Below are 16,055 nucleotides of genomic sequence, written 5' to 3' on the forward strand. Positions count from 1 at the left end.
GGCTTGGCATCACCGCGCCGGACCAGAGTTGCGTGTCGTCGATGGCGCCCGCGCCCAATCCAGGCCCTTCCGCCACCACCGCCGTCCTGGCGAGCGTCGCCGCGCTCGGCATCTGGCGGCTGCTCGCGGTGGCCGCGCCGCATTTCGCAGCGCTTGCGCTGATGTACGAGACCGAGACCGATTTCGGCTCGCGCCTGTCCTTCCTGCTCGCCTGGGGCATCCTCAACTTCTTCTGGGTCACGCTGTTGCGCCGGCCGGCACTGTCGGGCGCGCTGTCGCTGACCATGGTCGTCGTGCTGGTGCTGCTGTCGCGGCTCAAGCACGACGTCGTGCAGATGACGGTCAACTTCATCGACCTGATGATGATCGACCTCGACACGGTCGCGTTCCTGTTCACGATCTTCCCGAATCTGCGCTGGTCGGTGATCGGGGCCGGCCTCGTCACGCTGCCGCTGATGTATGCGCTGTGGTGGCTCGATCCATTCCGCATCCGCCGCCTTCCGGCACTCGCCGCGATGCTCGCCTGTCTCGCGGGGTTGGTCGGATATTCCGTCTATCATCCGGACGAAGCCTGGCGCGGTTATTACGACGACGGCTATCTCTCGAAATTCTTCCGCTCCGGCGTCACCGCGGTATCCGATTTCGTGCAGTACGGCTTCATGGAGTCGGACGCCTCGACCAATGAGCGGCTCAACATGCCGCTGGTGGATTCTTGCCATCCGGCCGGCCGGCGGCCGAACATCATCATGATCCATGATGAATCGAGCTTTGACATCCGCGCCGCACAGGGCATCAAGGTGCCGCCGGGATACGGCAGTCACTTCAAGTCCTGGGACGGCAAGGAGCGTACCTTCCTGGCCGAAAGCAATGGCGGGCCGAGCTGGTTCACCGAGTATAACGTACTTGCCGGTCTCTCCTCGCGCTCGTTCGGCCGCTTTGCCTATTTCGTGACGCGCATCGCCTCGGGTCGCGTCGAGCGCGGCCTGCCGCTGGCGCTGCGCCGCTGCGGCTACGACACCATGTCGCTCTATCCCGCCTATGGCGGCTTCATGGGCGCGCGCAGCTTCCAGCTGACGACCGGCGTCGAGCGCTTCCTGGACTCCCGGGATCTCGGCGCGAAGGATGTCGAGCCCGACAGTTTCTTCTACGACAAGGCGCTGCGGCTGATGGGCGAGCGGACGCCGAACAAGCCGCTGTTCAGCTTCATCTATCTCGGTGCCAATCATTTCCCCTGGGAGACGCGCTTCCGCCCCGATCTGGTGCCGAACTGGCGCGCGCCGGGCAACGCGCCGTCCATCGACGAATATCTGCGCCGGCAGGCGATGAGCGCCGAGCAATACAAGGCCTTCATTGCAGGCTTGAAGAGGAATTTTCCGGGCGAGCCCTTCCTGATCGTGCGCTATGGCGATCATCAGCCCGAGTTCGCGCCCAATCTGCTCGAGCCCGGGCTCGACGAAGGTGCGATCGGCAAGAAGCTCGACGCCTACGATCCGCGTCTCTACGCGACCTATTACGCGATCGACGCCGTCAATTTCGAGCCTGTGAAGAGCGACGCGGTGATGGACACGATCGATGGTCCCTATCTGCCGCTGGTGATCCAGGAAGCCGCAGGCATTCCGCTCGATCCGTCCTTCGTCGCGCAGAAGGAGATCATGATCCGCTGCAAGGGCATCTTCTACGGTTGCAAGGACGGCGCCGAGGCGCGGCGGCTCAACCGGTTGCTGATCAATGCCGGGATGATCCGCGGGCTGTAGTTTCCATCGCGGCCATTCATTCGCCACTGCGTCCGTTGATACTTTGGCCCGGTGTCCTCCTCCGAATGAGGGACGCCGCGACGGATGATGCCGGCTAATGGGGGCGCTCAACGGATTGCGAACCACAGGAGAAGTCATTTGCCCATTTCCGTGAAACAGATGCTCGAGGCCGCCAACGCGGCCGTGCCGAAGATCTCGCCGGCCCAGGCGAAAGAGATGATCGGGAAGGGCGCGCTCGTGCTCGACGTGCGCGATGCGCCTGAAATCGAGAAGAGCGGCAAGATTCCGGGCGCAGTGAATATCTCCCGCGGCATGCTGGAGTTTCGGGCCGATCCGGACTCGCCCTATCACGACAAGGCGCTCGCCAGGGACAAGACCGTGATCCTCTATTGCGCCTCCGGTGGCCGTTCCGCGCTCGCCGGCAAGCTGCTTCAGGACATGGGCTACGGCCACGTCTACAACGTCGGCGGTTTCAAGGACTGGGTCGATGCCGGAGGGGCGACCGAGAAGGCGTAGCAAGGGCGGCGGCGCAGGGAGGCACGCCCTAGCGCCGGCCCACCTTCTCCCACAGCCACTTCGCCACCGCATCCGGCGATGAATTCGCATCATTGCCGCTGGCGCGCAGGTTTGCTTCGCGCATCGTGGCGATGTCGATCCTGCCGAGCAGCGGCTCGAGGGCTGCCTGCAGCCTCTCGTCACCGGCACGCTTCGGCGCCAGCAGCAGGATGGCATCGTAAGGCGGGATCGCTTGCTTGGGATCGTCGAGCGCCACCAACTCGTACTTCGCGATCAGCCCGTCGCTGGTATAGCCGGCGATCACGTCGACCTCGCCGCTGGCTACAGCGGCGTACATGAAATCCGGCTGCATCTGGCGCTGTGCGTTGAACTGAAGACCGTAGGCCTTCTGGAGCGCCGCCCATTCCGGTCGCGAGAAGAATTCATAATCGCCGGCAATCGACATCGTCGACGCATGTGCGGCGAGATCGGCAATGGTGTGGATGCCAAGCGCGTCGGCGCGCTTTTTCGGCATCACCAGCGCATAGGCATTCTCGAAACCGAGCTCGCCGAGCAGCGTGATGTTGTCCTTGGCGAGCGCCGTCTTCAAATCTGCCACCAGCTCCGCGCGAGGCTTGATGTCGGTGCGGTGCAGCTGGTTGGCCCAGAGCGTGCCGGAATAGTCGACATAGAGATCAATGTCGCCGGCTTTCAGCGCCTCGAAGATCACGCTCGAGCCGAGACCGGACCGCGCCGTGGCGGAGAGACCTGCCGCCTGGAGGCGGTCCCGCAGCAGGGCCGAGAGCACGTATTGTTCGGCGAAGGTTTTTGCGCCGACCACATAGCCGGACGACGAACGTCCCATCGTAGGCACCAGCGTCGCCGCAACCAGTGCCGCGATGCCGATCGCGCCGAGTCCGGCGCGGAGACGACCGCGCTGGCGCAGCCCGCTCTCGATCAAGCCGAGCAGCTGATCGACGGCGAGCGCGAGCAGGGCCGACGCGAAACAGCCGAACAACACGAACACCCAATTCTGGGTCTGCAGCCCCGCAAAAATGTAATTGCCGAGGCTGGTCTGACCGATCGGCGTCGACAGCGTCGCGGTGCCGATCACCCACACGGCGGCGGTGCGGATGCCGGCCATCATTACCGGCAGCGCCAGCGGAAGCTCGACCATCGTGAGCGACTGCCGCTCCGTCATGCCGACGCCCTTCGCGGCTTCGATCAGCGCGGGATCGATGCCGTTGAGCCCGGTGATGCCGTTGCGCAGCACCGGCAGCATCGAATAGAGCGCCAGCGCCAGCATGGCCGGCAGGAACCCGAACGCGGAGAAGGAGACGCCGAACCATTTCAGCGTCACGGACGCCGCGAGCAGCAGCAGCGGATAGAACAGCGCGAGCAGCGCCAGCCCCGGCACGGTCTGCACGATGCTGGCGAGCGCGAGCAGGATGGCGCGCGGCGCCGGGCGGTTGCGTGTGAGGATTGCGAGCGGCAAGCTGACGATCAGGCCGAGCGCGAGCGCGGCGAGGCTCACCCGGACATGATTGCCGAGGTAGTCGGGCAAATGCGACAGCGCCTCGCCCCAGCGCGGATCATTGAGGAAACTCATGCCGCACCGCCCTGTGGCAGCAGCGCGTTCAGCCGCTCGACCTGGCGCCGTGGCGTGCGCAGCAGCTCCAGCACATAGGCATCGGTGCTCGTCGAGAGTTCCGCCGGCGTACCCTGCGCGAGCAGCTTGCCGCCGCGCATGACCGCGATGCGGTCGGCCAGCAGGATCGCCTCCGTCATGTCGTGCGTGATCATCACGGTGGTCAGGCCGAGCTTGCGGTGCAGCTCGCGAAAATCCTCGCCGAGCGCATCGCGGGTGAGGGGATCGAGCGCGCCGAACGGCTCGTCCATCAGCACGATGCGCGGCCTTGCTGCCAGCGCCCGCGCCACGCCGACGCGCTGGCGCTGCCCGCCTGAAAGCGCCTCCGGCAGCCTGTCACGATGGGAGGCACGGTCGAGCTGGATCAGCTCGATCAGCTCGTTGACGCGCTCCGCGATCTCGGCTGCGGGCGCGCCGAGCAGCTTCGGCGTGATCCCGATATTGTCGGCGACGCTCAAGTGCGGAAACAGCCCGCCGCTCTGGAAGACGTAGCCGATCCGACGCCGCAGCGCGACGGGATCGACGTTCTGGACGTCCTCGCCCTCGACAGTGATGGTGCCGCCATCGGCCTCGATCAGCCGGTTGGCAAGCCGCAGCAGCGTCGTCTTGCCCGAACCCGAGCCGCCGACAACAGCCAGAAACTCGCCCTCGGCGATGTCGAGCGAGACGTCGTCGACGGCCCTGAGGGAGCCGAAGCTCTTGGTGACGTTTCGGTAGGTGATCGCCAGCTTGGAGGGCATCGCGGATGGGCTCAAGGGGCGGCAAGGGGGCCAGACCCCATGCGTAGCACGCTTGGCCGGTTGATTGAACTTGGCCGCGCGAGCGGCTAAGGCATCAAGCCAAGTTCGGAGGAAACACATGACAACGCCCACGGCGGTGGCGCTGGAAGATGCCAAGGTCGCGTTCCGGTTGGGGGACGGGCGGGTCTATACAGCGGTGGAGAAGGCCCATCTCGCGGTCGCCCAGGGCGAGTTCGTCGCCATTGTCGGCCCGACCGGCTGCGGAAAATCCACGTTGCTCAACGTCGCCGCCGGGCTGCTCAAGCCAGCTGCCGGCAGCGTCAGGATTTTCGATCAGCCGCTCGCGGGGTTGAACCGCGATGCCGGCTATCTGTTCCAGGCGGATGCGCTGTTCCCCTGGAAGACGGCGTTGGACAATGTCGCGATCGGGCTCGAAATCAAGGGCACGCCGCGCACCGAGGCGCTGCCGCAAGCGCAGAAATGGCTCACCTCCGTCGGTCTCGGCGCGTTTGCGGGCCGCTATCCGCACATGCTCTCAGGCGGCCAGCGCAAGCGCGTGGCGCTGGCGCAGGTCCTGATCCGCGACCCAAAGATCCTGCTGATGGACGAGCCGTTCGGGCCGCTTGATGCGCAGACGCGGCAGGTCATGGGCAACCTCCTGCTCGACTTGTGGAATGCCGACCGCAAGGCCGTCCTGTTCGTGACTCATGATCTCGAGGAGGCGATCGCGCTCGCCGATCGCGTCGTGATCATGTCGGCGGGGCCGTCCTCGCGCATCATAGGCGACTGGCGCGTGACGCTCGCCCGCCCGCGCGACATCTTCGAGGTGCGGATGGACAAGGAGTTCCATGCGCTGCATCGCGAGATCTGGAGCGTGCTCAAGGACGAGGTGATGAAGGGCTACGCCCAATCCAACCACGCGGCGGAGGCGGTCTGATGTCGCGCGTTACGCTGCTTGCGTTGCAGGTCCTGGTCGCCGTTGTCTGCATCGTGCTGTGGCAATTGCTCTCCACCGTGCCGGTGTTCGGCAAGATTTTGCTGCCGCCGTTCTTCTTCTCCAATCCGGTCGACGTGTTCGACCAGATCGTCAAATGGTTCGTTTCCGGTGTGATCTGGAAGCATCTCGCGATCACGCTCTGGGAATCGATCCTCGCCTTCGTGATCGGCTCGCTCAGCGGCGTCCTGGTCGGCTTCTGGTTTGCGCGGCAGCCGCTGGTTGCCGCGGTGTTCGACCCTTACGTGAAGATGGCCAACGCGCTGCCCCGCGTCGTGCTCGCGCCGATCTTCGCGCTGTGGCTGGGGCTCGGCATCTGGTCCAAGGTCGCGCTCGGCGTGACGCTGGTGTTCTTCATCGTGTTCTTCAACGTCTATCAGGGCGTTAAGGAGGTCAGCCGTACCGTGCTCGACAATGGCCGCATGCTCGGCATGAGCGAGGGGCAGCTGATGCGGCACGTCTATTGGCCGTCGGCGCTGTCGTGGATGTTCTCCTCGCTGCACACCTCGGTCGGCTTCGCCGTGGTCGGCGCCGTCGTCGGCGAATATCTGGGATCGGCCGCGGGGCTTGGCTATCTGATCCAACAGGCCGAAGGCGTGTTCGACGTCGCCGGCGTGTTCGCCGGCATGTTCGTGCTGTCGGCTTTCGTCATCCTGATCGATTTTGGAGTGACGCTGGTCGAACGGCGCCTCCTGGTCTGGCGTCCAACCGTGGACAGTCGCGGCTAGCGGAAGAAGGGCCCGCGCATCTGCGCGAGCCCCGATCGCAAATGCTCAATCCAGCAGCTTGACGTCGTCGGGCGCCTGCGGCGGGGTCTTGATCGCGATCGCCTTGACCTGGCCGCTGATCGGCTTGGTGCCGCCATGCGGCGTGCCCTTCGGGATGATGACGAGGTCGCCCGGCTTCACCGTCACTTCCTTGTCGCCGAGCCAGATCGTCCCGGTCCCGTCCAGGATGTACTGGATCTCGTTGGTGTTGGGATGCAGGTGTTTTGGCACATTGCCGACCTGGATCGACACGGTCGAGCCATCGGCGGTCATGAACGTCTTCGAGCGGTAGCCGACCTGGTTGGCGGGACCGAGTGCGTCGCCTTCCATCTCGCCGGTATGGATGATCTGCGCGGTGATGTTTTCGGCGGCCAGCGCCGGCCCGAGCAGGTAGGTCGCGCCGCATCCGGCGACGAAGGCGGCGGTGATCGACAGCCCGGCAGCAAGGCGATTCATGGACGATTCTCCCCATCAGGAATGCTTGTTGTGCACCCATGCTATTGCGCCGAAAGACCAATGGCCAGTGCCACTTAAGCGGTGCTTCTCAAGGCAGTCCCGCTGCTCTATGGTGCCGCCAGCCGAACGGAGGAAACCAATGAAGAACACGATTGCCAGGCTCGCCGGCGCGCTGCTCGCGCTGACGCTCACCACCGGTCTTGCCGCAGCGCAAAGCAAGGTCACGATCGCGGTCGGTGGCGGCGCCTGCCTGTGCTATTTGCCGACGGTGCTGGCCAAGCAGCTCGGTGAGTACGAAAAAGCCGGCCTCAACGTCGACCTGGTCGACCTCAAGGGCGGCTCGGACGCGCTCAAGGCCGTGCTCGGCGGCAGCGCCGATGTGGTGTCCGGCTATTTCGACCATTGCGTCAACCTGGCGGCCAAGAAGCAGGAACTGCAGGCGTTCGTGGTCTATGACCGCTATCCGGGCCTTGTGCTGGTCGTCGCACCGTCGCACACCAACGACATCAAGTCGGTCAAGGATCTGGCCGGCAAGAAGGTCGGCGTCAGCGCGCCCGGCTCCTCCACTGACTTCTTCCTGAAATATCTCCTGAAGAAAAACGGCCTCGATCCCGCCGGCACCGCGGTGATCGGCGTTGGCCTCGGCGCCACGGCCGTGGCTGCGATGGAGCAGGGGCAGATCGATGCCGCGGTGATGCTCGATCCCTCCGTCACCGTGCTTCAGGGCAGCCACAAGGATTTGCGTATCCTCAGCGACACCCGCACGCAGAAGGACACGCTCGAGACCTTCGGTGGTGAATATCCGGGTGGCGCGCTGTACTCGACCGTGGCCTGGGTCAACGGACACGAGAAGGAGACGCAGGCGCTGACCAACGCGATGCTGGCCACGATCGCCTGGATCCATTCGCATTCGCCCGAAGAAATCATGGCCAAGATGCCGGACGAGATGGTCGGCAAGAACAAGGATCTTTATCTCGCGGCGCTTAAGAACACGATCCCGATGTTCTCCGAGACCGGGAAGATGGATCCGAAGGGAGCGGACGCCGTGCTGGCGGTGTTCAGTGTCGGTTCGCCCGAGGTGGCCAATGCCAAGATCGACGTCAGCAAGACCTTCACCAACAAGTTTGTCGAACAGGCCAAGAAGACCACAGGGAGCGCCAAATAACTGACGCGAAGGCTGGGTAATCAGGCGTCATGACGTCACTGACCATTCATCGCGTTACGACGCTTGACCTTGCCGTGCGCCCCGTGATCTGGCCGTTCGCCGAGGAGCGGCGCGCCGAGATCGCCGCGCATTTCGCCGAGCAGCAGCGTGCGCGGCCGAAACTCTGGAACGGCAGGGTTCTGCTCGGGCGCGATGCCGTCTTCACCGACGGTCATCTCGCTGCGACCTATTTCGAGACGGATTTCGCCAGCTTCCTGGCCTGGCGCGATTGGGGCTTTCCCGATCCGGCCGTATTCAACGGGTTCGGCATGGGTGCGCTGCGCACGTCCGACGGCGCTTTCCTGATGGGCGAGATGGCGCATCACACAGCCAATGCGGGACGAATCTACTTCGCCTCAGGCACGCCCGATCTCGACGATGTCAGGGACGGCACCCTCGACATTCCCGGCAGCGTCGTTCGCGAGCTCGAGGAGGAGACCGGCCTGCTCCCCGCTGATTATTCGGCGGAGACGGACTGGCACTGTGTCGTCACCGGCAGCGCACTTGCAATGATACAGATCCTCAACCTGGATATGCCGGGTGAGGCTGCGCGCGCGCGGATCGAAGCCAACCTGGCTCGCCAGGACGAGCCGGAGCTGTCGGCCATCCATCTCGTGCGCGGAATGGATGATCTCATGCCGGCCATGCCGCGATTTGTCACGGCCTTCATCGCGCAGCAGTTCGCTTCGCGCTGACGCGCGAGGCTTGACATCGCGCGGCCGAGCCCATGTGATGGGCGCAAAAGCAAAACAAAAAATTGCAATGCACAATCGTCCAGGGAGGTTTAGATGCGCCTGCGCATGGCTGCCCGCTTGGTACGTGGGCTGTTGGTCGCGATTGCAGCGATGGGCCTGACCGTTTCGGTTCAGGCTCAAGAGAAGAAGATCAAGATCGGCGTGATTTTCGACCTGACCGGCCCGCTCGCCGGCGGCGGCTCCGAGCTCGAATATCTCGGTACCAAGATCATCCTCGATCATTTCAGCAAGACCGGCGTCGAGGGCTACAAGGTCGAGGCGGTCTACGCCGACGCGCAGAGCAAGCCCGACATCGCCATCAACGAATCCGTCCGCCTGCTCGAGCAGGAGAAGGTCGACATGGTGCTCGGCTTCTTCTCCTCGGCGCAATGCGTGCCGGTTGCCGCCCGTGTCGAGCAGCTGAAGAAGTTCATGTGGATGACGACCTGCATCTCGTCCGCCGTGTTCGCCGACAAGAACTACAAATACGTGTTCCGCCCGCAGGCGAGCGGCGACCAGTTCGGTGCAATGACGATGGATTTCATCGCGCAGAACGCGCAAGGCAAGCTCGGCAAGGAGCCGAAGGATCTCCGCGTCGCCATCGTCCACGAGGACGGCTCCTATGGCGTCGACGTCTCCAAGGGCAACGAGGCCGGTGCGAAAAAGGCGGGTTTCAACGTCGTGCTGACGGAGGGCTATTCGGCGACCGCGCCGGATCTCTCCGCGCTGGTGACCAAGCTGAAGCGCGCCAAGCCCGACGTGATTTTCCACACCGGCTACAATCCCGACATCACGCTGTTGCTGCGGCAGGCGCGTGAGCAGGGCCTGAAGTTCGCAGCCCTCGTCGGCCATGGCGCCGGCTACGGCGTCTACGAGAAGTTGAAGGAGGGGATGGGCGCTGACGCGAGCTACATCTTCAACACCGATCCGATCTCGATCTGGCTGGCCAACCAGAAGACCATGAACCCGAAGCTTGCGCCCATCATCAAAATGGTCGGCGAGGAGTTCGACAAGATCAGGCCCGGCGTTGCCATCCGCTCCGCCCATGTCGGCATCGGCGCGTCCAACACCTACGTGTTCATGGATGACGTCCTGCCGCGCGCGATCAAGAAGTATGGCGGGGTCGATCCCGAGGCGCTGCGCAAGGCGTCGCTCGACACCGACATTCCGGAGGGTGGCACCATGCTCGGCTTCGGCGTCAAGTTCTACGGCGAGGGCACACCGATGGCGGGCCAGAACGAGCGCTCGTTCCCGGTCGTGATCCAGTACATCGACGATAAGTCCTCGGTGGTGTGGCCCAAGAGCCAGGCGCAGCGCGAAGCCGTGCTGCCGCTGCCGAAGGGCACCACCTACAGTAACCAGTAGCAGCGGAGCGTTGCGGTGCTGGAGGTCAGCAGGCTGGTGAAGCGGTTTGGCGGCTTCACAGCCGTCAACAACGTGTCGTTTAGGGTCGAGCAGGGCGAGATCCTCGGCCTGATCGGTCCCAACGGCTCGGGCAAGAGCACGATCTTCAACATGCTCTCCGGCACGCTGGCGCCGAGCTCAGGATCGATTCTGTTCGATGGCTCGGAGATCGCGGGGCTGGCACCGCACCGGATCATCAACCGCGGCATCGGCCGCACTTTCCAGATTCCGCGGCCGTTCCGGCGGCTCTCCATTTTCGAGAATGTCGCGCTTGCCGGATTCTACGGCCAAGGGCGCCACAGCCGCATCAAGGCCGAGGAGGCGGCGGAGCGGTCACTCGCGATGGTGGGCTTGCCGACCGATCGCCACGCCAGCGTTGACGGCCTCGGCGCAGCAGGCTTGAAGAAGCTCGAACTTGCGAAAGCGCTCGCCACTGCACCCAAACTTCTTCTCGCCGATGAGAGTCTCGGCGGCCTCGACGAGGCCGAGATGGACCAGGCCGCCGACATGCTGCGCAACATCCGCGACGAGCTCGGTATCACCATCATCTGGGTCGAGCACATCATGGGCGTGTTGATGCGCGTGGTCGACCGCGTCATGGTGCTCGATCACGGCGAAAAAATCTCGGAGGGCCTGCCGAGCGCGGTCGCCGGTGATCCGCGCGTCATCGAGGTCTATCTTGGAACCGATGCCGAGACCACGCAGGCCGCGGCCGCTGAAGCGCGCCGCCGCGCGGGAGGCCAGTGATGCTGGAGCTTCGCGGCGTCAATGCCGGCTATGGCACGTTCCCGGCGCTGTTCGACGTCAATCTCGACGTGAAGGCCGGCGAGGCCGTCGGCGTCATCGGTCCGAACGGCGCGGGCAAGACCACGCTGATGCGTGTCATCTCGGGCCTGATCCGTCCCACGCGCGGATCAATCAGGATGGAAGGCGTCGATGTCATCGCCACACCGCCGCACAAGATCGTCAGCCTCGGGATTGCGCATGTGCCCGAGAACCGGCGGCTGTTTCCGCAGCTCTCGGTCGACGACAATCTCAAGATGGGCGCCTTCATGAAGGAGGCGCGGGGGAAATACGCCGAGCGTCTGGAGGTCGTGTTCGATCTGTTTCCGCGATTGAAGGAGCGGCGCCACCAGATGGCCGGCACCATGTCCGGCGGCGAGCAGCAGATGTGCGCGATCGGCCGCGCGCTGATGTCCAATCCGAAACTTCTGCTGCTCGACGAGCCCTCGGCCGGGTTGGCGCCGGTCGTGGTGCAGCAGGTGTTCGAGCTGGTGAAGCGGATCCGCGCCAGCGGGCTGACGGTGCTGATCGTCGAGCAGAACGTGCAGCAGGTGCTGCGCGTGGTCGACCGGGCCTATCTGATCGAGGCCGGCACGATCCGCGCCTCGGGCACCTCGGCCGAGATGCTGGCGAGCGACACGGTCAAGGAAGCGTATCTCGGGGTGTGAGGGGCATATGCAGGCGTTCCTGGATATTTTCGACATCTATCTGCTGGAGGCCGTGATCAACGGGATCCTGCTCGGCGGCGTGCTGGCGCTGCTCGCGCTCGGGCTGAACCTGATCTTCGGCGTCATCGACGTGACCTGGATCTGCTACGCCGAGCTCGTGATGATCGGCATGTACGCCATGTACTTCATGGTCCAGTATTACGGCATCAGCTATTTCATCGCCGCGCCCCTGACCATCCTGCTGGTCGCGATCCTCGGCGCGCTCTTGCATTATCTCGTGATCGCGCCGCTGTTGACGGCGCCGCCGATCAACCAGCTGCTTGCAACCGGCGGCGTGCTGTTCGTGTTGCAGAGCTTTGCCACCGTCGCCTTCGGCATCGACTTCCGCAACCTCGGCATCCGCCTGCCGGTGCTCGCCTTCGGCGACATGAATTTCAGCTACGCGCGACTTCTGTCGTTCCTGGCGGCGCTGGTCGGCATGGTCGCGGTCTATCTCTTCATGACGCGCACCTTCACCGGCACCGCGATCCGCGCCATCTCGCAGGACCGCCAGATCATGGCGCTGATGGGCGTCGACACCAGGCGGATCTATCTCATCACCTCCGCGATCGGCGGCGGGCTGGCCGGACTAGCCGCCTGTCTGCTGGTGCTGCAATATGACGTGCACCCCTTCGTCGGCCTCTCCTTCGGTCCGATCACCTTCCTGATCTGCGTGCTCGGGGGTCTCGGCAATTTCATCGGCGGCTTCATTGCGGCCTTCGTGTTTGCCGAGATCATCTCGCTGGGTGGTCTGTTCTCCGATCTCGAATGGGGCTACGTGCTCGCCTTCGCCTTCTTCATCGTCATGATGTTCATCCGGCCCGCGGGCCTGCTCGCGAGGCGCCGATGATGGGGCAGGGCCGGCGCGTCGCATGGGGGATAGGACTGGCCGCGCTGGTCGCGCTGCCGTTCGTCTATCGCGATCCCTATCATCTGCACATTCTGGTGCTGATCCTGATCTGGTCGTTCGCCTATACGTCGTGGTCGATGATGGGGCGGTTCGGCCTGGTCTCGCTCGGCCATGGCGGCTTCATGGGGATCGGTGCCTATGTCACCGCGCTGCTCTGGAACCATCTCGGCCTGTCGCCATGGATCGGCATCCCCATCGGCATGGTCGCGGCGGGCGCGTTGGCGCTGATCGTCGGCTATCCCTGCTTCCGCTTCCGCATCACCGGACATTACTTCGTGCTGGTGACGCTCGCGCTGTCGGGCATCGTGCTCCAGGTGATCACGGCGACGCGCGACTATACCGGCGGCTCGCTCGGCTACACGCCGAACCGCGCCTCGGGCAACAAGCTGCTGGCGCTGCAATTCGACGACAAGATCACCTGGTACCTGATCGCGCTCGCGGTCTGGCTCGGCGGCATCGTCGTCTGGCACCTGATCGATCGCAGCATGAGCCGCTACGCGCTCGAGGCGATCTCTGAGGATGAGGACGCGGCTGCCGCGGCCGGCGTCGACGTCACCGCGGAGAAACTGAAGATCACCCTGATCAGTGCCGTGATGACGGCGCTGGCGGGCGCGATCTATTGCCAGTACCAGATGTTCATCACGCCCGACACGGTCTCCGGCATCGCCGTGTCGCTGCAGATGGTGTTCGCGGCCATCGTCGGCGGCCTGTTCGTCTCGCTCGGCCCGACCGTCGGCGCCGTCATCACCATCCTGCTCGCGGAGACCCTGCGCATCGGCTTCGGCACCAAGGCGGTCGGCTGGGACAACCTCGTCTACGGCGTGCTGCTGGTGCTTTTCATCATATTCCTTCCGAAGGGCATCCTTGGTAGCCTGCTCGACCGATTGAAGTCGCAACGCAAGGTGCCCCGCGCTCATGAGCAAAAAGCCGTCCAAATCGCTCGCCCAGGAACTTGACCGCTACATCACGCCATTCCGGCATGACGGCTCCGGCAAGTTCCACCTGAAGGACCACAAGACCAACGAGAAGGGCGATCTGGACAAGGAGACGGCGCAGGAGATTCTCGACGCCAACAAGAAGCGGCTGGTCGCATTCCAGGAGAAGCTCTACGCCCAGGACCGCTGGTCGGTGCTGATCGTGTTCCAGGCCATGGACGCCGGCGGCAAGGACAGCGCGATCAAGGCGATCTTCGAGGGCATCAATCCGCAGGGCTGCGAGGTGTCCGCCTTCAAGGCGCCGAGCAGCAAGGAGCTCGACCACGATTTCCTCTGGCGCCACGTCATCGCGCTGCCGGAGCGCGGTCATATCGGCATCTTCAACCGCTCCCATTACGAGGAGTGCCTGGTCACGCGTGTCCACCCGCAGGTTCTCGCCAAGGAGAAGCTGCCCCCGAAGCTCGTCACCAAGAACATCTGGCAGGAACGGTTCGAGGACATTGCCGCCTGGGAACGTTACCTGGCGCGCAACGGCACGCTGGTGCTGAAGTTCTTTCTCAATCTCTCCAAGGAAGAGCAGCGCCAGCGCTTTCTCGACCGGCTGGAGGAGCCGGCCAAGCAGTGGAAGTTCTCGATGGACGACATCAAGGAGCGCGCCCTGTGGCCGCGCTACCAGGCGGTCTATCAGGACATCGTGCGCCACACCGCCACGCCGCATGCGCCCTGGTATGTCGTGCCCGCCGACCACAAATGGTTTGCCCGCGTGGTGATCGGCTCCGTCATCGTCGCGGAGCTCGAAAAGCTGGACCTGCGCTTTCCCCGCGCCGACAAGGCCTCGGCGGCGGAGTTCGACAACGTGCGCAAGGCGCTGGAGAAGGAAGGGAAGGGGGACAAGAAGCGGGGAAAGTGACGGGAGGAAACCGTCAGCGCGGCCGCCGTCATCGGCAAAATCTGAAAACAACCCCATGCACAGTAGCCGGCGCTCATGGAATCAAGGGCCTGCCGGTCGCTGTGGGCGAGGTTCGGATTTTTAGAAAATGGCTTGACCCGTCGGGCAAAACAGGGGCATGATGTCACCATCACGAATGCTCTCGTAGGGTGGGCAAAGCGACTTGTCCGCCATAGCTCGAAGAGCGACGGCGGAAGCGTGCCCACGCATGTTTCGCGATCGAGAGAGGTGGTGGGCACGGCGCTTGCGCGCCTTTGCCCACCCTACGAGTTCGGTGCGAGCCGTTAGTACCCGCGACCCCACCAATAGCAGAAGCGCTCGACATTGGCGGGCAGGCTCGCTTCGTAATTCGCCCACTTCTCGTATTTCGGCAGCTTCACCTCCTTCATCGCGGTGTCGAAGCATTTGCCGGCGTCGGCCGCCTTCTTCACCTCGGCCGAGAGATCCTCCATGTAGGCGATGTCGTCCTCGACATCCTTCTTGGTGCCGAGCCGGCCGCCGGCATAGGGATGGCCGGGGATCATCCGCTCCCAGTCGAGCGAAGCCAGCTTCTTGAGCGAGGCGATATATTCGAGCGGCGAGGAATTGTCGGGAATGTTGCGGAACTGGACCGCCTCGATCGGCGCGAAGTCGACCACGAAGACGAGCTTCTCCTTCGGCAGCCGCATCACCAGCGAGTTGTCGGAATGGTTGCGGCCGACATAGTCGAGCTCCAGCGTGGTGCCACCGAGCGTGATGGTCTTCTTGTCGTCGACCACCTGATCCGGCATCACGATATCGGCCAGGAGCGCATTCTGTTTCTTCAACTCGAGCAGCCGCTCCCTGGTGCGGCGATGCGCGATGAAGGTGGCGCCGAGATCCTTGAAGGGCTGGCCGCCGGCGATGTGGTCGTAATGGTGGTGGCTGTAGATGACGTATTTGATCGGCTTGTCGGTGACGGCCTTGATCGCATCGATATAGGGCTTGGCGGGACGCAAGTAGGAGATTGGATCGGTCGCGATCACCCCTTGCGGCGTCACCACGAACATCGACTGATGGCCGCCATAGCGGAAGATGTAGACGTTCTCGGTGCCCTCGACTTTCTTGGTCGAGGTCTGCGGCGGCGTCTGCGCGAATGCTGATCCGGTGACGAGGGCTGCGAGCACGGCGATACAAAATGATGCTTTCATCTCTGGCTTTCTGGAAATGAATGAGGACGGAGGAGGCGGGTGTTCTCTTCGACACAAACGCTGCCGCCGATGATTTATTCCATCGTTGCAAGCAGCCGATGTGTCGCGGGAACAGCATGGAACACATCGTCAAATGTGATTTGAAACTCATCGATCCCGCTTGACAGTTTTATGTCACGGGAGGAGCATGCAGATGGTCGCAAACAAGCGACGGGTCCACTTCATGAGCAAGGGGAGGTCTATGACGCCACCTCCGCAAATCCAGCCGCGTTAATTGCGATGGAGCTCGTTCGGATTATCGCATAGCGGCAGAAACCGCGAACGGCACGCCGGGTCAAGGTTTAGTGGGCTGCATCAGCAAGGCAGAGCCCCTACCTGCCCGGCGCTGTGCGTTTTGGCGTACCGC

At 63.8% G+C, this 16,055-nt stretch carries 16 protein-coding genes; 12 read left to right on the forward strand and 4 right to left on the reverse strand.

Annotated features, from left to right (window positions below; all coding sequences use genetic code 11):
* Nucleotides 1-41: 41 nt before the first annotated feature.
* Both QA645_RS12295 and QA645_RS12300 read left to right on the forward strand, forming a co-directional pair.
* Nucleotides 42-1,754, forward strand: coding sequence for a sulfatase-like hydrolase/transferase (locus QA645_RS12295; protein ID WP_283053165.1), 1,713 nt, complete (start codon nt 42-44; stop codon nt 1,752-1,754).
* 138 nt (nt 1,755-1,892) lie between these two features.
* Complete coding sequence (locus QA645_RS12300) at nt 1,893-2,270, forward strand: rhodanese-like domain-containing protein (RefSeq protein WP_254133278.1); 378 nt, start codon at nt 1,893-1,895, stop codon at nt 2,268-2,270.
* Nucleotides 2,271-2,298: 28 nt separating this feature from the next.
* Here the strand turns inward: QA645_RS12300 and QA645_RS12305 are convergent, their stop codons facing one another.
* Both QA645_RS12305 and QA645_RS12310 read right to left on the reverse strand, forming a co-directional pair.
* Entirely contained in the window at nt 2,299-3,858 is a 1,560-nt protein-coding gene (locus QA645_RS12305) for an ABC transporter permease/substrate-binding protein (RefSeq protein ID WP_283050475.1), read from the reverse strand.
* Entirely contained in the window at nt 3,855-4,637 is a 783-nt protein-coding gene (locus QA645_RS12310) for an ABC transporter ATP-binding protein (protein WP_283050477.1), read from the reverse strand. Before QA645_RS12310 ends, QA645_RS12305 begins: the two co-directional genes overlap by 4 nt.
* Before the next feature lie 118 nt (nt 4,638-4,755).
* Between QA645_RS12310 and QA645_RS12315 the strand changes: the two genes are divergently transcribed.
* On the forward strand, nt 4,756-5,574 hold the full coding sequence (locus tag QA645_RS12315; RefSeq protein WP_283050478.1) for an ABC transporter ATP-binding protein: 819 nt from the start codon (nt 4,756-4,758) through the stop codon (nt 5,572-5,574).
* The gene (locus QA645_RS12320; RefSeq protein ID WP_283050480.1) at nt 5,574-6,359 is read left to right on the forward strand and encodes an ABC transporter permease; all 786 of its coding nucleotides are present in this window, start codon (nt 5,574-5,576) and stop codon (nt 6,357-6,359) included. The genes QA645_RS12315 and QA645_RS12320 overlap by 1 nt, the downstream gene beginning before the upstream one ends.
* Before the next feature lie 45 nt (nt 6,360-6,404).
* Here the strand turns inward: QA645_RS12320 and QA645_RS12325 are convergent, their stop codons facing one another.
* Complete coding sequence (locus QA645_RS12325; RefSeq protein WP_283050482.1) at nt 6,405-6,854, reverse strand: cupin domain-containing protein; 450 nt, start codon at nt 6,852-6,854, stop codon at nt 6,405-6,407.
* A gap of 139 nt (nt 6,855-6,993) precedes the next feature.
* Here QA645_RS12325 and QA645_RS12330 point away from each other — a divergent pair, with 139 nt between their 5' ends.
* The 8 genes from QA645_RS12330 (at nt 6,994) to QA645_RS12365 (ending at nt 14,441) form a co-directional block, all read left to right on the forward strand.
* Entirely contained in the window at nt 6,994-8,019 is a 1,026-nt protein-coding gene (locus QA645_RS12330; RefSeq protein WP_283050484.1) for an ABC transporter substrate-binding protein, read from the forward strand.
* 29 nt (nt 8,020-8,048) lie between these two features.
* Complete coding sequence (locus QA645_RS12335; protein ID WP_254133271.1) at nt 8,049-8,753, forward strand: NUDIX hydrolase; 705 nt, start codon at nt 8,049-8,051, stop codon at nt 8,751-8,753.
* A 93-nt stretch (nt 8,754-8,846) separates the two neighbouring features.
* Nucleotides 8,847-10,157, forward strand: a complete 1,311-nt coding sequence (locus tag QA645_RS12340) for an ABC transporter substrate-binding protein (protein WP_283050486.1) — start codon at nt 8,847-8,849, stop codon at nt 10,155-10,157.
* 15 nt (nt 10,158-10,172) lie between these two features.
* On the forward strand, nt 10,173-10,943 hold the full coding sequence (locus tag QA645_RS12345; protein ID WP_283050487.1) for an ABC transporter ATP-binding protein: 771 nt from the start codon (nt 10,173-10,175) through the stop codon (nt 10,941-10,943).
* Nucleotides 10,943-11,647 carry an ABC transporter ATP-binding protein gene (locus tag QA645_RS12350; protein WP_283050489.1) on the forward strand — a complete coding sequence of 235 codons (705 nt, stop codon included), beginning with the start codon at nt 10,943-10,945 and terminating at the stop codon, nt 11,645-11,647. The genes QA645_RS12345 and QA645_RS12350 overlap by 1 nt, the downstream gene beginning before the upstream one ends.
* Before the next feature lie 7 nt (nt 11,648-11,654).
* Entirely contained in the window at nt 11,655-12,536 is an 882-nt protein-coding gene (locus QA645_RS12355; protein ID WP_254133267.1) for a branched-chain amino acid ABC transporter permease, read from the forward strand.
* Nucleotides 12,533-13,552, forward strand: a complete 1,020-nt coding sequence (locus QA645_RS12360; protein WP_254194895.1) for a branched-chain amino acid ABC transporter permease — start codon at nt 12,533-12,535, stop codon at nt 13,550-13,552. The genes QA645_RS12355 and QA645_RS12360 overlap by 4 nt, the downstream gene beginning before the upstream one ends.
* Nucleotides 13,512-14,441, forward strand: a complete 930-nt coding sequence (locus QA645_RS12365; RefSeq protein ID WP_254194894.1) for a polyphosphate kinase 2 family protein — start codon at nt 13,512-13,514, stop codon at nt 14,439-14,441. The genes QA645_RS12360 and QA645_RS12365 overlap by 41 nt, the downstream gene beginning before the upstream one ends.
* Before the next feature lie 323 nt (nt 14,442-14,764).
* Here the strand turns inward: QA645_RS12365 and QA645_RS12370 are convergent, their stop codons facing one another.
* Nucleotides 14,765-15,649, reverse strand: a complete 885-nt coding sequence (locus tag QA645_RS12370) for an MBL fold metallo-hydrolase (RefSeq protein ID WP_283050492.1) — start codon at nt 15,647-15,649, stop codon at nt 14,765-14,767.
* Between the last annotated feature and the right edge of the window lie 406 nt (nt 15,650-16,055).

Source organism: Bradyrhizobium sp. CIAT3101 (assembly GCF_029714945.1).
GTDB lineage: Bacteria > Pseudomonadota > Alphaproteobacteria > Rhizobiales > Xanthobacteraceae > Bradyrhizobium.

Bases quoted from the DNA above. Each gene is read 5' to 3' on its own strand.
- QA645_RS12320 (WP_283050480.1), top strand. From the start codon at position 5,574: ATGTCGCGCGTTACGCTGCTTGCGTTGCAGGTCCTGGTCGCCGTTGTC.
- QA645_RS12365 (WP_254194894.1), top strand. From the start codon at position 13,512: ATGAGCAAAAAGCCGTCCAAATCGCTCGCCCAGGAACTTGACCGCTAC.
- QA645_RS12340 (WP_283050486.1), top strand. From the start codon at position 8,847: ATGCGCCTGCGCATGGCTGCCCGCTTGGTACGTGGGCTGTTGGTCGCG.
- QA645_RS12370 (WP_283050492.1), bottom strand. From the start codon at position 15,649: ATGAAAGCATCATTTTGTATCGCCGTGCTCGCAGCCCTCGTCACCGGA.
- QA645_RS12310 (WP_283050477.1), bottom strand. From the start codon at position 4,637: ATGCCCTCCAAGCTGGCGATCACCTACCGAAACGTCACCAAGAGCTTC.
- QA645_RS12350 (WP_283050489.1), top strand. From the start codon at position 10,943: ATGCTGGAGCTTCGCGGCGTCAATGCCGGCTATGGCACGTTCCCGGCG.
- QA645_RS12355 (WP_254133267.1), top strand. From the start codon at position 11,655: ATGCAGGCGTTCCTGGATATTTTCGACATCTATCTGCTGGAGGCCGTG.
- QA645_RS12295 (WP_283053165.1), top strand. From the start codon at position 42: ATGGCGCCCGCGCCCAATCCAGGCCCTTCCGCCACCACCGCCGTCCTG.
- QA645_RS12305 (WP_283050475.1), bottom strand. From the start codon at position 3,858: ATGAGTTTCCTCAATGATCCGCGCTGGGGCGAGGCGCTGTCGCATTTG.
- QA645_RS12325 (WP_283050482.1), bottom strand. From the start codon at position 6,854: ATGAATCGCCTTGCTGCCGGGCTGTCGATCACCGCCGCCTTCGTCGCC.
- QA645_RS12330 (WP_283050484.1), top strand. From the start codon at position 6,994: ATGAAGAACACGATTGCCAGGCTCGCCGGCGCGCTGCTCGCGCTGACG.
- QA645_RS12315 (WP_283050478.1), top strand. From the start codon at position 4,756: ATGACAACGCCCACGGCGGTGGCGCTGGAAGATGCCAAGGTCGCGTTC.
- QA645_RS12335 (WP_254133271.1), top strand. From the start codon at position 8,049: ATGACGTCACTGACCATTCATCGCGTTACGACGCTTGACCTTGCCGTG.
- QA645_RS12360 (WP_254194895.1), top strand. From the start codon at position 12,533: ATGATGGGGCAGGGCCGGCGCGTCGCATGGGGGATAGGACTGGCCGCG.